At 66.0% G+C, this 14,556-nt stretch carries 9 protein-coding genes and 2 pseudogenes; 9 read left to right on the top strand and 2 right to left on the bottom strand.

All coding sequences use genetic code 11. From position 1 onward, the window contains the following. The first annotated feature begins 410 nt into the window (after positions 1-410). The 5 genes and pseudogenes from UN84_RS08985 to UN84_RS17400 all read left to right on the top strand — a co-directional run. The gene (locus tag UN84_RS08985) at positions 411-2,165 is read left to right on the top strand and encodes a TolC family outer membrane protein (protein ID WP_052719278.1); all 1,755 of its coding nucleotides are present in this window, start codon (positions 411-413) and stop codon (positions 2,163-2,165) included. A gap of 71 nt (positions 2,166-2,236) precedes the next feature. Further along, the gene (locus UN84_RS08980) at positions 2,237-4,408 is read left to right on the top strand and encodes a type I secretion system permease/ATPase (protein WP_046078143.1); all 2,172 of its coding nucleotides are present in this window, start codon (positions 2,237-2,239) and stop codon (positions 4,406-4,408) included. Next, entirely contained in the window at positions 4,405-5,832 is a 1,428-nt protein-coding gene (locus tag UN84_RS08975) for an HlyD family type I secretion periplasmic adaptor subunit (RefSeq protein WP_046078142.1), read from the top strand. Before UN84_RS08980 ends, UN84_RS08975 begins: the two co-directional genes overlap by 4 nt. Beyond that, entirely contained in the window at positions 5,832-6,443 is a 612-nt protein-coding gene (locus tag UN84_RS08970) for a response regulator transcription factor (protein ID WP_046078141.1), read from the top strand. The genes UN84_RS08975 and UN84_RS08970 overlap by 1 nt, the downstream gene beginning before the upstream one ends. 157 nt (positions 6,444-6,600) lie before the next feature. Continuing rightward, positions 6,601-8,517: pseudogene (locus UN84_RS17400) on the top strand (retention module-containing protein); the annotation flags it as partial. 273 nt (positions 8,518-8,790) lie between these two features. Here the strand turns inward: UN84_RS17400 and UN84_RS17520 are convergent. Both UN84_RS17520 and cfa read right to left on the bottom strand, forming a co-directional pair. After that, positions 8,791-8,835 (bottom strand): annotated as a pseudogene (locus UN84_RS17520) (class I SAM-dependent methyltransferase); the annotation flags it as partial. 46 nt (positions 8,836-8,881) lie between these two features. After that, complete coding sequence (gene cfa, locus UN84_RS08950; RefSeq protein WP_046080242.1) at positions 8,882-10,033, bottom strand: cyclopropane fatty acyl phospholipid synthase; 1,152 nt, start codon at positions 10,031-10,033, stop codon at positions 8,882-8,884. A 165-nt stretch (positions 10,034-10,198) separates the two neighbouring features. On the opposite strand from cfa, the gene UN84_RS08945 reads away from it, so the two are divergent. The 4 genes from UN84_RS08945 to cobA all read left to right on the top strand — a co-directional run bounded on the left by UN84_RS08945 (position 10,199) and on the right by cobA (position 14,522). Next, a complete protein-coding gene (locus UN84_RS08945; protein WP_046080243.1) occupies positions 10,199-10,528 on the top strand; it encodes an MTH1187 family thiamine-binding protein in 330 nt (109 codons plus the stop codon). A gap of 217 nt (positions 10,529-10,745) precedes the next feature. Then, positions 10,746-11,858 (top strand): 4-hydroxyphenylpyruvate dioxygenase, encoded by a 1,113-nt coding sequence (hppD, locus tag UN84_RS08940; RefSeq protein WP_046080244.1) that lies wholly within the window; start codon positions 10,746-10,748, stop codon positions 11,856-11,858. A 166-nt stretch (positions 11,859-12,024) separates the two neighbouring features. Continuing rightward, positions 12,025-13,485, top strand: coding sequence for a sodium-dependent transporter (locus UN84_RS08935; protein WP_035596014.1), 1,461 nt, complete (start codon positions 12,025-12,027; stop codon positions 13,483-13,485). A 161-nt stretch (positions 13,486-13,646) separates the two neighbouring features. Beyond that, positions 13,647-14,522 (top strand): uroporphyrinogen-III C-methyltransferase, encoded by an 876-nt coding sequence (gene cobA, locus UN84_RS08930; RefSeq protein WP_237022302.1) that lies wholly within the window; start codon positions 13,647-13,649, stop codon positions 14,520-14,522. Positions 14,523-14,556: the final 34 nt, after the last annotated feature.

Below are 14,556 nucleotides of genomic sequence, written 5' to 3'. Positions count from 1 at the left end.
CATGGATTACATCGCGGTAAGCAAATTTCATACATAAACACCATGGCGTAATACTGGCGTATCGTGGGCTTTTGGTTACTATATGTTACAGAACGAGGGTTAATACGTTCTTCGCAGGGGCTGATCTTTTCGCATGATGGCCTAGACGCCCAAGAAAAGATCAAGTTCGCCATAGGCGGAGCTTGCCTGACCAGGGCTGGCTCTTGCAGGCGGCACAGCGACGAAAAAACAACAGCCGTGCTCGACCGATGCCGGCTCAGCAAGGGGTGGGAACTGTCATGAAACGCACGAGCGTCACTTTGTCTTCGCGCGTCGCGCGAGCGCGCATCGTCCGCGGTCTTGCCGTGGGGACAGGCCTCGCCCTGTTGCCCATAGCCTCGGCCGTCGCCCAGTCCTTGCCTCAGGGGCTGATGTCTCCGGGATCCAGTGATCTGCAACGTGTCGTGCAGCAGGCGATCAGCACCAATCCCGAGGTGCAGGCGGCCTGGCGCGAGCTTCGGGCCTCGGGGCAGGACCGTCGTGCCGCCTGGGGGAATTACCTGCCCAGCGTGGACGTCAACGCCGGGGTGGGGCAGGAGGATCGCGAGCACGACGGTCGTGGCAGCTACGATACCGACTACGCCGAGGTGGCGCTGACGCAGATGATCTATGACGGTTTCGCCACCAGCAGCGAGGTGGAGCGTCTCGATCGGGCCGAGCTGGTGCGCTACTACGAGCTGCTCGGGGCCAGCGAGGAGGTCTCCCTGGAGGCGGTGCGGGCTTATCTGGACGTGCAGCGCTACCGGGAACTGGTCCGCCTGGCGCAGGATAACTACGCCAAGCACCTGGAAGTCTTCAACCAGATCGAGGAGCGCACGCTCTCCGGGGCGGGGCGTGGGGTCGATCTCGAGCAGATCAGCGGACGCCTGGCGCTGGCCGAATCCAACCTGATGACCGAGGCCTCCAACCTGCATGACGTGACGGCTCGCTACCAGCGTATCGTCGGCGACCTGCCGGCGGCCTCGCTGGCGCCGGCGCCGGACTTCGCCGGTCGCCTGCCCGCCGATGTGGCGTCGGCGCTGGATCTGGCCTTCCAGGGCAATCCCGAGTTCCATGCCGCCATCGAGAACATCGCGGCCTCTCGGGCAGCACAGAGCGGCGAGCGCTCCGCCTTCCATCCGACCCTCGACCTGGTCGCTCGCACCGGCACCTACAAGGATAGCGACAGCGGTACCCTCGACGACGTCGACGAGCGTCAGGACCGCAGCAGCATCGAGCTGGTGGCGAGCATGAACCTCTATCGCGGCGGCAGCGACCTGGCCAGCTTCCGTGCCGCCAGCGAACGGGTCGAGCAGGCCATCAACCTGCGCGAAAAGGCCTGCGTCGACGTGCGCCAGACCACCCAGATCGCCTACAACGATACCCAGCGGCTGCGTGAGCAGCTCGATTACCTGAACCAGCATCGCCTCTCCACCAACCGCGTGCGAGGTGCCTACCAGCAGCAGTTCGACATCGGCCAGCGTAGCCTGCTGGACGTGCTGGATACCGAGAACGAGTACTTCGAGGCCAGCCGCGCCTATGCCAATGCCAGCTATGACGTGGATCTGGCCGACGCTCGCACCCTGGCTGCCATGGGCCAGCTGATGCAGACCCTGGAGGTGCGTCGCGACGACATGCCGACCCTGGCCGAGCTCGGCAGCGATGGGGTCTCCCTCGACCCCGAGACGATCTGTCCGTCTCCGGGGCCCACCGGCTTCACCCTGGCCGACTTCACCGGCGGCATCACGGCGCCGCCGACCCGCGCGCCGGACGTCACGCTCTCGGCGGACGCCCTGTTCGAGATCAACAGCGCCGAACTGAGCATGGCATCGCGCGATGAGCTGCGTCAGCTCGCCGAGCAGATCCGCGGCCGCAACGACCTGGTGCGCGTCTACATCGCCGGTCATGCCGATGCCACCGGCAATGACGCCATCAACGACCCGCTGTCTCGGCGTCGTGCCCGGAGCGTCGGCGACTACCTGGTGAGTCAGGGCGTGGACGCCTCGCTGATCCAGACCGAAGGCTTCGGCTCTCGCCGGCCCGTGGCGTCCAACGACACCGTCGAGGGGCGTCGCCAGAACCGTCGTGTGGAGGTCACCCTGGAGCGTGCCGGAGAGAATCTCGACATGGCCGCCTATCGGCCCTAGGACGTGAGGTGGGTGTCGGTCGGGCCCGGCTCGACCGACGTCGCTCTATCGTCTCTACGCAGGGGTGAGAATTGACACAACGTGAAGCGCTCGATGATGGCAGCGGGGCCAGGTCTGCCGTTCGGGACGAGCTGCTCGAATGCCTGCAGAGCATTGCGCTGGCCCATGAACATGACGTCAGCGCCGATGCCTTGACGGCGGGCCTGCCGCTGGAGGAAGGGCGCCTGACGCCTGGCGTCTTTCCGCGTGCCGCCGCCCGTGCCGGGCTGTCGGCGCGGATCGTTCGTTCGCGTCTGGTACAGCTCAATCCCGCGCTGTTTCCCGCCGTACTGCTGCTCGAGCCGGGACGCGCCTGCGTGCTGCTGGCGCTGGATCTCAAGGCGCGCCGTGCCCGGGTGATCTTCCCGGAGCTCGGCGAGGCGGAAACCGAGGTCGAGCTGGACGGCCTTCAGGCCAGCTACAGCGGCCAGGCCATCTATGTCAGGCCACGCTTTCGCTTCGATGCCCGCGGCCCCGAGGTCGAGCGCAAGCGCGACCGACACTGGTTCTGGGGCGTCATCCGCGAGAACCGCAGACTCTACCGCGACGTGCTCGCCGGGTCGGTGGTGATCAACCTCTTCGCGCTGGCCATGCCGCTGTTCGTGCTCAACGTCTACGATCGCGTGGTGCCCAATCATGCCACCGAGTCGCTGTGGGTGCTGGCGATCGGCGTCTTCGTGGTGCTGTGCTTCGATCTGGCGCTTCGGCTGATGCGTGGCGCCTTCGTGGACCTGGCCGCGAGCCGGGCCGACGTCAAGCTCTCGTCGTCGCTGATGTCGCAGGTGCTCGGCCTCAGGATGACCGCGCGGCCGTCATCCACCGGGTCCTTCGCCGCCATGCTGCAGTCCTTCGAGTCGGTGCGCGCCTTCATCGGTTCGGCCACGGTGGTCGGGCTGGTCGACCTGCCGTTCGTGCTGCTGTTCGCCGCCATCATCGCCCTGATCGGCCCGCCGCTGGTGATCCCGGTGCTGGTGGGTGTCGTCTTCGTGCTGCTCTATGCGCTGGCGGCCCAGGGCAAGCTGCACGAGCTGTCCGAGACCACCTGGCGGGCCAGCGCCCAGCGCAATGCCACGCTGGTCGAGTCGATCTCGCAGCTCGAGACCCTGAAGGCGCTGCGCGGCGAGAGCCGGGTGCAGGGCATCTGGGAGCGGGCCTCGGCCTTTCTCTCGCGTACTACCGCCCAGCTGCGCCTGATCAGCTCCTCGGTGAGCAGCGTGGCGCTGTGGACGCAGCACAGTGTGGCGGTGGCGGTCGTTATCACGGGGGTTTATCTGATCATCGCTGGCGAGCTGACCCAGGGCGGACTGATCGCGGCCTATCTGCTGTCGTCGCGGGCCATGGCGCCGGTGAGCCAGGCCGCGGCGCTGCTGGCCCAGTATCACCAGGCCTCCACGGCCCTGCGCTCACTGGATGGGGTGATGGCGCTGCCGGTGGAGCGCGACGAGGCTCGGCCGTACATCGACCGCCCGGTGGTGCAGGGCGAGCTGCGCTTCGACAAGGTCGCCTTTCGCTATCCCGACGAGCAGCGCGATGCGCTGCGTGAGGTCTCGCTGACCCTCGAGGCCGGCGAGAAGGTCGGCGTGCTCGGGCGAGTGGGGTGCGGCAAGACCACGCTGCACAAGCTGCTGCTGGGACTCTATGAACCCGACGCCGGCGCGGTGCGGCTGGATGGCGTGGACGTGCGTCAGTACGACCCCGTCCAGCTGCGGCGGCATTTCGGCTATGTGCCCCAGGACGTCACGCTGTTTCATGGCTCGTTGCGCGACAATATCCTGGCCGGTGCCGGCAGCGACGGTGTCGATGACGAGTCCCTGCTGAGGGCCATTCGGCTCAGCGGCCTCTCCGGTCTGGTCGACGGCCATCCGGAGGGGATCGACCTCGACGTAGGCGAGCGTGGCCAGCGGCTGTCCGGAGGACAACGTCAGCAGGTGGCGATCGCCCGGGCGCTGGTGCACGACCCGCAGGTACTGTTGCTCGACGAGCCCACCAGCGCCATGGACCATTCCTCCGAGGAGGCGCTCAAGGCCAGTTTGCAGGAGGTGGCGGCGGGCAAGACGATGCTCATCGTGACCCACCGCACGTCATTGCTGTCGCTGGTGGATCGCATCGTGGTTATCGATGTGGGCAGGGTGGTGGCCGATGGGCCGCGGGACAAGGTGATCGAGGCCCTGCGCAAGGGGCAGATCGGGAGGGCCGGCACATGACCGACCGTTCCCGTACCTCCGAGCAGCGTGGCTTCGAGGCCATCGGCCGTTTTTCCGAGACCGGCGGCAAGCCGTTTCGTCCCTTCATCGACCGGCTGTTCTCGCGGCGGGTCACGTCCGCGCACCTGGATCGCGACTGGGCCAGCGATGCCGACTGGGCCAGGCTCCAGCAGGAGCCGCTGCGGGCCCGCTTGCTGCTCTATACCGTGGTGCTGGCCGTTGCCGCGCTGATCGTGTGGTCGGCCTTCGCGCCGCTGGACGAGGTGACCCGGGGCACCGGGCGGGTGATTCCCTCCAGCCAGCTGCAGAAGGTGCAGTCCTTCGATGGGGGCGTGGTCCAGGAGATTCTGGTCGAGGAGGGGGAGACGGTATCCCAGGGGCAGCTGCTGATGCGTATCGACCCCACCCGCTTCGTGGCCAATTTCCGCGAGAACCGCGCCAAGGCCGAATCGCTCGAGGCTCGCGTGGAACGCCTGCGTGCCCTGGTGACCGATGACGCCTTCACCCCGTCGCGCGAGCTGCTCGAGGAGGCGCCTGACATCGTCGCCCAGGAGCGTGAGCTGTATCGGAACAATCTCGAGGCACTGGAGGAGCAGAAGAGCATCCTCGAGGAACAGCTGGACCAGCGCCGGGCGGAGCTGATCGAAGCCCAGTCTCGTCGCGATACGGCGGCGCGGGAGCTGGGCATGGCCGGGCGCGAGCTGAACCTGACCCGGCCGCTGCTCGATTCCGGCGCCGTCTCCGAGGTCGAGGTGCTGCGACTGCAGCGCGACGTGACCCGTGCGCGTGGCGAGCGCGACCAGGCTGCGGCTCAGGTCGAACGCCTGCAATCCTCCATCGAGGAGGCGCAGTCGAAGCTGCGCGAGGTCACGCTCGAGAAGCGCAACGAGTGGCGCGGGGAGTTGTCCCGGACCATGGCGGAGCTGGCGGCGTTGGATGAATCCAGTGCCGGCCTGCAGGATCGCGTGAGGCTGGCGGAGATTCGCTCGCCTGTGGATGGCATCGTCCAGCGCCTGACCCTCAATACCCTCGGTGGCGTGGTGCAGCCGGGACAGGAAGTGGTCGAGATCGTACCCACTGCGGATGCCCTGCTGGTCGAGGCGCGTATCGCGCCGCAGGATATCGCCTTCCTGCGGCCCGGCCAGCCGGCCACCATCAAGCTGACGGCGTATGACTTCGCCATCTATGGGGGGCTGGAGGCCGAGCTGGTGCACATCAGCCCCGATACTATCACCGATGACGAGGGCGATACCTTCTATCTGGTGCGGGTCCGTACCCTGGAAGGCGGCAGCGAGCACCAGAGACTGGACGTGATACCGGGGATGACCGCACAGGTGGATATCCTGACCGGCAAGCGCACGGTGATGCAGTACCTGCTCAAGCCGGTGCTGAGAGGCTGGCAGGATGCGCTGGGAGAACGTTGATGAAGCAGATCTTCGTATGTCGTGAGAGCGTCCTGATGCCGCGCTGGCGCGAGGCCTTCCCTGATGCGCGCTGCCTCGACGAGACCTTTGCCCTGGAAATGGCATCCGCCGAGGTCCAGGCCTGGGTGGTCATACAGGGAGACACCTGGCCGGTGTTGGTGCGGCAGCTGGCGCAGCAGGGGGCGATCGTTAGTGTGTTGAGCTATGCGCCGGACTCGCGCGAGGCGACCCAGGCCCTCGAGGCCAATGCGCGGGGCTATGCTCATGCGCTGTCCCCTCCCGAGCTGCTGAGCCAGATGGCCCTGGTCACGGCCCATCAGGGCATCTGGGTGGGGCCCGAGCTCATGGCCCAGGTGGTGGGAGGAGCCTATCGCGCGCTCGGTGGGGAAGAGAGGCTACGCGAAGAGATGCTCGACCGCCTGACCCAGCGTGAGCGTGCCGTGGCGGTGGCCGTGGCGGAGGGCAACAGCAACAAGGCGGTGGCCCGTCTGCTGGGCATTACCGAGCGGACCGTCAAGGCGCATCTCGGTGCCGTGTTCCGCAAGCTCGAGGTGCGCGACCGCATGCAGCTCGTGCTCAAGCTGTCCCATCAGGAACAGAGCGTGACTTGAGCCCTGCCCTGGCGGGTGTTCAGTCCTGCCTCGTTACTTTCTGTTACCTGTCCTTCGGTCCAATACCGGGGGCCTGGCCCCTGACCTAGTGTGATGTCATTAGCCACCGGCGTATTCGTTGCAAATGCCGGTTGATGTGACTCCTCAGGGGAAATGAATGATGACCATCGCCACCGTGGTATCCATTACCGGCCAGGCCTGGGCGCGCGACGCCGACGGCAACCTCCGTGAGCTCAGCGTCGGCGACGCGCTTCAGGAAGGAGAGACCCTGGTAACGTCCGATGGTGGGCGAGCCGTGCTGGATTTCGGCGATGGTCTCGAACCGGCCGCCATCGCCGGTGGTGAAGAGGTCGTGATGACGCCGGACCTTGCGTCGGATCAGGCGCCGGCCAGCGAGGAGGCCAGCGCCCAGGATGGGGATATCGCAGCGTTGCTGGCGGCCATCGACGAGGGCGAGGGTGATCTGCTCGAAGGGCTCGATGCCACTGCGGCCGGCGGTGCCGGTGGTGCGGGCGGCGGCGACAGCGGTCACGGCTTCGTGCGTCTGCTGCGCATCAGCGAAAACGTCAGCCCGCTGGTCTTCAACTACGGCGCCAATTCACTCGAGGGGCCGAACCAGGTCGAGTTCGATCCGGCCCTCGTCGCCGAGGAGGACGACTCGCCGACGGTCGATACCCAGGACCTCAACGGCGATGGCGATGTGGTCTGGGAGTCTGCACTGTCTGATGGCAGCGGTGGCGGCAGCCTGACCGCCAGCGGCGCCTTCCAGATCGATACCGGCGTGGATGCACTCGACCTGATCGAAGTGCAGGATGCCAGTGGCGTCTGGATCCCGATCTCTGCCAATGGCACGAGCGTGCAGGGTGCCTACGGCACGCTGACGGTGAATACCGACGGCAGTTGGACGTACACGCTGGACGACAACACCCTGGACCATGACGGCGTCGACCAGACCGGGGCGGCCGACCAGGTGCAGGATGCCTTCGCGGTACGAGTCACTGACGACGATGGTGACGTCTCGCCGGAAGCGACCCTGACCATCGACGTCAATGACGACGGCCCGGTGGCCGTCGACGATACCGTGACCGACGAGGTGCCGGAGGATGGCAGCGTCGACATTGATGTCTTCGCCAATGACACCGCCGGGGCCGACGGTGTGGATCTGCAGAGCGGCGTCGGCGTAGCCTCGCAACCCGGCAAGGGCACGGTCACCTACAACGGTGACGGTACCTTCACCTATCAGGCCAATCCCGGCGCCGAAGGCGCCGACAGCTTCACCTACACCATCACCGACGCCGATGGCGATACCGACACGGCGACGGTGAACCTGACCATCGCCGAGGATTCCACCCCCCAGGTCGTGACGCTCGGCATTCGTGCTGAAGGCAACATGGTGTGGGAATCAGCGCTGCCCGATGGCAGTGGTGGCGGCACCACGACGATCAGCGGTACGCCGGAGATCGATACCGGTAACGACCAGCTGGCGCTGATCGAGGTCAAGGACGTCAATGGCGAATGGATCGCGATCGAGGAGGATGGCACCGAGGTGCAAGGCACCTATGGCATCGTGACCGTCGACACTGACGGCAGCTGGCAGTATGTGCTGAGCGATAACACCCTGGACCATGATGTCAGCAATGCCGTCGGCACCAACGATCAGGTGCAGGAACAGTTCGATGTACGCTTCACCGACGACGATGGTGACGTCTCCGATCCCGCAACGCTGACCATTGACGTCAATGACGATGGGCCGATGGCTTACGCCGACACCAACGCCGTGGGCGAGGGCGGCAGCGTCAGCGGCAACGTGCTGACCGACGGCACCGCCGACGTGTTCGGCGCCGACGGCGCCGAGGCCAATGGCGGCGTGGTCGGGGTGCGTGCGGCCGGTGGTGATACCACCACGGACGCCAGCGGCAGTGTCGGGGTGGCCATCGACGGCCTCTACGGCACGCTGACGCTCGATGCCAACGGCGGCTACACCTACGTGGCGAATGCCGATGCGATCAGCAGCGATGCGCAGGACGTGTTCGTCTACACCATCGAAGACGGTGACGGCGACCGCTCCACCACCACACTGACCATCGACGTGGCCGACGTGACCCTGGTCGCCGATAACGCCAGCGAGACGGTGAACGAGGCCGCGCTGGACGATGTGGGCAGTGACCCGACGAGCCCTGCGGAGACGGCCAGCGGCCAGCTGGCGGTCGCCGGCACCGGGGTGACCTACACGCTCGACAGCGGCACGAACACCTACGGCACGCTGACGCTCGATGCCAACGGCNGCGCCGGCGCAGATGGACAGGTAATAGCGGAACATCCGCTGGGTGCGCTCGTTGTAGCGATCGGCGATCTCGTCCCAGTGGGCGTCGAAGTTCTCGAGCCAGGCCATCAGGGTGCGGTCGTAGTCGGCATGGATGTCAGCGCCAGTCCGGCGTTTATCTCGGTGCGTCGTAGCGTCCTTCACGGCCCTTCGAAAACACTACCTGCCACAGCTGCAGATTGCGGGCGCGGAAGGCGCCGGCGCAGATGGACAGGTAATAGCGGAACATCCGCTGGGTGCGCTCGTTGTAGCGATCGGCGATCTCGTCCCAGTGGGCGTCGAAGTTCTCGAGCCAGGCCATCAGGGTGCGGTCGTAGTCGGCGCCGAAGTTCTGCCAGTCCTCCATCAGCAGGTGCTCCTCGCTGGCCTGGGCAATGTGCCTGGCTGAGGGCAATACGCCGTTGGGGAAGATGTAGCGGTTGATCCAGGGATCGGCGCTGATGTTGGAGGTGTTGGAGCCGATGGTGTGCAGCAGGAACAGGCCGTCGGCGGGGAGCAGGCGTTCCACCGTCCCGAAGTAGGTGGCGTAGTTGCGATGGCCGACATGCTCGAACATGCCGATGGAGACGACGCGATCGAAGCGGCCCTCGAGCTCGCGGTAGTCCTCGAGCAGGATCTCGACCGGCAGCCCCTCGCAGCGCCGACGGGCCAGCTCCGCCTGCTCCCGGGAGATGGTGATGCCGGTGACCTCGACGCCGTGATGCCGCGCGGCGTGCTCGGCGAAGCTGCCCCAGCCGCAGCCGATGTCCAGCACCCGCATGCCGGGCTCCAGCTCGAGCTTGCGGCAGGCGAGCTCGAGCTTGCCGCGCTGGGCCTCCAGCAGGCTGCCGGCGTCCTTCCAGTAGCCGCAGGAGTAGCACATGGTGTCATCGAGCATGCGTTCGAAGAGGTCGTTGCCGAAGTCGTAGTGGGCCTCGCCGACGATATGGGCGCGGGCGCGGCTCTGCAGGTTGAAGAAACCGGACTGGAGGCGATACATCAGTCGTTCTGATTTGGACTGGGCGTGTTCGCCCAGGCCGTGGCGCAGCAGCCGGTGGGCCAGTTCGTCGATGTGCTCGCACTCCCACCAGCCGTCCATGTAGGCCTCGCCGAGCCCCAGGGTGCCCTGGTGCAGAACGCGGGAGAAGAAGTCGGGATGATAGACACGGATGTCCGCGGGGGCCGAGCCGTTGAGGGTAATGCCGGAGCCGTCGAGCAGCTTCTCGAAGACGCGTCGGGCTCTGGTGTCGGGCAGGGCGATGGGGCCGAGACGTGGGTCGCTGGTCATGGTTCCTCCTGATCCTTCAGAGTCGGGGCAGCCGGTGTGAGAAAGCGGGAGGTGGCGTGATGCCGATTGTTCTATTACAAGGCGTTAGCATAGATCAGCCATGAGCGTTTCTGACAACTCACGCTGTGGCTTTTGTATCAGGCTAATATTTATGAGGTAAGCATAATGCAGGTGATCGTGGATCTGTGCGTGGTACCGATGGGGGTCGGCGTGTCCGTCTCCCCCCAGGTAGCGGCCTGTCAGCGAGTGATCGAGGTCTCGGGGCTCGAGCATCGGATGCATGCCTATGGCACCAATATCGAAGGGCCCTGGGACGAGGTCATGGCAGTGGTCAAGCGCTGTCACGAGACGGTGCATGAGATGGGCGCGCCGCGTATCACCTCGACGCTCAAGCTCGGCACGCGGACCGACCGGGAGCAGCATATGGATGACAAGGTCGAGAGCGTGAAGCGGCTGTTGGGCGATGATGACGTCGAGGGTGTCACGAAATGTTGACGCCCTGTCAGTGAAGCTTTCCGCCGCGGCAAGACAGATCGGGGATTTGGGCGAGGTGTAACGAAATATTTACGGATGGCGCCGTGGCGGGCCGTCCAGGCGCGGCGTCAGGGCGTCGCGGCGCATTCCGGCAGGGGGCGGGTCGCACTAGTCTGGGGGGGCACCTCCAAGGGCCAAGGCCCGGAGACCACAATCACTAGCACCCCGGAGGTTCTGCATGAACGCCCCTGTCCAAGGTACTCCTGCCCAGGCGTCCGAGATCGACACCACCAATCCGCTCGGCACCGACGGCTTCGCCTTCGTCGAGTACAGTGCGCCCACCGCCGAGGGCATCGAGGCGCTGCGTCGCCTGTTCCTGCAGCTGGGCTTCACCGAGACCCGCAAGCACCGCTCCAAGAACGTCTTCCTGTTCCAGCAGGAAAGGATCAACTTCGTGCTCAACGCCGAACCCGGCAGCCATGCCGCCGAGTTCGCCCGCGTTCATGGTCCCTCCGCCTGTGCCATGGCCTGGAAGGTGGCCGATGCCCGCCAGGCCTACGACCGCGCGGTGGAATGCGGCGCCACGCCGGTGGACGTGCCGGTGGGCGAGGGCGAGGTCGGTATTCCGGCGGTCGAGGGCATCGGCGGCTCGCTGCTGTACTTCGTCGACGACAAGCTCGACGGCGAGGGGCGCAGCATCTATGACATCGACTTCGCGCCGATCGAGGGCCGCAGCGCTGGCGACAACAGCGTGGGCCTGCAGGTGCTCGACCATCTGACCCACAACGTCGATCGCGGCCAGATGGACGTCTGGGCCGGCTTTTACACCCGGCTGGCCAATTTCCGCGAGCTGCGCTATTTCGACATCGCCGGCAAGAAGACCGGCCTCTACTCCCGTGCCATGACCGCTCCCTGCGGCAAGATGCACATCCCGATCAACGAGTCCGCCGACGATAACTCCCAGATCGCCGAGTTCCTGCGCGAATACAACGGCGAGGGCATCCAGCACCTGGCCATGGCCACCGATGACATCTATGCCACGGTGCGCGCGCTGAAGGCCAATGGCATCCAGTTCCTGACCACCCCGGACACCTACTACGAGAAGGTCGGTCAGCGCGTGCCCAACCACGAGGAGAACCTCGACGAGCTGCGCGAGCTGAACCTGCTGGTGGATGGTGGTCCCGATCAGGGCGTGCTGCTGCAGATCTTCACCGAGACCGTGATCGGCCCGATTTTCTTCGAGATCATTCAGCGCAAGGGCAACGATGGCTTCGGCGAGGGTAATTTCAAGGCGCTGTTCGAATCCATCGAGGAAGACCAGATCCGTCGCGGCGTGCTCAAGGACGACTGATAGCGCCAAGGGCCGGCCGGAGAGCCGGTCAGGGCGGGGAGACGGAAACCAGAACAATCCGCTGTCTCCCTGCCCAACCACGACAAAATCCGTCACAATGGGTGCCCTGTATCGGCCCCATGCCGCGTGGCGGCGACAACAACAGTTCCGTGATCCCTGGTGTGACATGACTAACGACTCACAACCCCGTACTCAGTGGCTGGGCCGCTGGGGCTTCGTCCTGGCGGCGACCGGCTCCGCGGTCGGCCTGGGCAATGTCTGGAAATTCCCCTACATGACCGGCGAATACGGCGGCGGGGCCTTCGTGCTGGTCTACCTGGCCTGCATCCTGGCCATCGGCGTGCCGGTGATGATGACCGAGATCGCCCTGGGTCGCCGCGGCCGCGGCAGCCCCATCGACGCCATTCGCCGCGTCACCGCTGAATCCAGGGGCGCCTCGGCCTGGTCGCTGCTCGGCTGGATGGCCATGCTCTGCGGCTTCATGATCCTGTGCTTCTACGTGGTCGTGGCCGGCTGGTCGTTCTCCTACCTGTGGAAGATGCTGACTGGCGGCCTGGCCGGCTCCAGCGTCGACGACATGGCGGCGATCTTCGGCGCCAACAATGCCAACCCGCTCAATCTCGGCTTCTGGAGCACCCTGGTCACGGTCGCCACCATGGTGATCGTCGGCAAGGGCGTGCAGGCCGGCATCGAGAAGAGCGTCAGCTGGATGATGCCCGGTATGGTCGTGATGCTGCTGATCATGATCGTCTATGGCGCCTTCTCCGGCGGCTTCGGCGACGCGCTGCGCTTCCTGTTCGCCTTCAATGCCGGCAGCCTGTCCAGCGAGGGCATGCTGGCCGCCATGGGCCACGCCTTCTTCACCCTGTCGCTGGCTTCCGGCGCGATCCTGACCTACGGCAGCTATCTGCCGAACAAGGCCTCCATCGGCCGTACCACCCTCAGCGTGGCCGTTGCCGATACCCTGGTGGCGCTGATGGCCGGCCTGGCGATCTTCCCGGTGATCTTCGCCAACGGCATGGAGCCGGGCAGCGGCCCGGGGCTGATCTTCATGAGCCTGCCGCTGGCCTTCCAGGCCATGCCGATGGGCACCCTGTTCGGCGTGCTGTTCTTCGTCATGCTGTCCATGGCGGCCCTGACCTCGTCGATCTCCATGGTCGAGGCCACGGTCTCCTGGCTCACCGACAACAAGGGCATCACGCGTCGTGCGGCGGCGTGGGGTGTGGGCATCGTGCTGTGGATCATCAGCACCCTGGCGATGCTGTCCTTTAACGTCGGGGCCGAGTGGACCCTGGCCGGCAAGCACTTCTTCGGCTGGCTGGACTACCTCACGTCGCGCTGGATGATGCCGCTGGGCGGCCTGGGCGTGGCCCTGCTGGCCGGCTTCGTGCTCAGCAGCGAGGCCATGCGCGAAGAGCTCGGCCTGTCGCCGGCGGTGCATGCCCTGTGGCTGTTCATGGTGCGTTATGTCAGCCCGCTGGGCATCGTGACGGTATTCCTCGATGCCCTGGGCATTGCCACCCTGGAGTTCGGCGTGCAGTGGCCCTGGTTGCTGCTGGCGCTGGCAGTGATCACGCTGATCGGCGAGCTCGCCAGCCCGCGCCTGAAGCGTACGCTCTGCGCCTGACGGCGAGCACGCCTGGCGACCACGCGGCCCCCGCTCTTGCGGGGGCCGCGTCGTTTGATCGAGGAAAAAAGCCCCGTCCCGGACGCTGCGGGAGTGGCATTTTGTCGCCAAATTAATTACTTTATTGCATATAAAATCTTATTTGATCGAGATATTGGAATATGTGCGCCGCGACTTCTCCGACCGTCACGCCGGATCTACGGCTTCCTCCCGCGGCGTCCGAGCTGGCACCGGGCCGCGTCAGCCTGGTTGGTGCCGGTCCCGGCGACCCGGAGCTGTTGACCGTCAAGGCGCTGCGCCGCCTGCAGGCCGCGGAGATCATCCTGCACGACAGGCTGGTCAGTGACGAGATCCTGGCCCTGGCCAACCCCGAGGCGCAGCGCCTTTACGTCGGCAAGGCGCGCTCCGACCATAGCGTGCCCCAGGAGGGCATCAACCAGGCGCTGATCGACTGGGCGAAGTCGGGCAAGCGCGTCGTGCGCGTCAAGGGGGGGGACCCCTTCATCTTCGGCCGCGGCGGCGAGGAGCTCGAGACCCTGGTGGCCGCCGGGGTCGAGGTGGAGGTGGTGCCGGGCATCACCGCGGCCTCCGGCTGCGCCGCCTATGCCGGCATTCCGCTGACCCATCGCGATCATGCCCAGTCGGTGCGCTTCATCACCGGGCACCTGCGCAACGGCAGCTGCGACCTGGACTGGCCGGCGCTGGCCAGTCCCGGCCAGACCCTGGTGTTCTACATGGGGCTCGGCAGTCTCGAGATCATCAGCGAGCGGCTGCGCGCCCACGGCCTGGCGGCCGACACGCCGCTGGCGCTGATCGAACAGGGCACCACGGCGCGTCAGCGGGTCCACGTGGCGAGCCTGGGGGATTTGCCGTCGGTCGACGAGTTGGCTAATATCCGACCTCCAACGCTTATCATCGTCGGTACGGTGGTGACATTGCATGACGCGCTGGCCTGGTTCGACAGCGAACGAGCCGCCAGCCTGGGTTGGCTGCAGGGAAAGCACCCGACACCGTCCGATGCGTCTGACGGCGCCTGATCGCGGGAGGTCGATCGGCGACCCTTTCGTTACG

Source organism: Halomonas sp. HG01 (assembly GCF_000968715.2).
Classification (GTDB): Bacteria; Pseudomonadota; Gammaproteobacteria; order Pseudomonadales; family Halomonadaceae; genus Halomonas; species Halomonas halophila.
The sequence above is the reverse complement of the archived record's forward strand: the minus strand, read 5'-3'. Positions and strand labels throughout refer to the sequence as shown.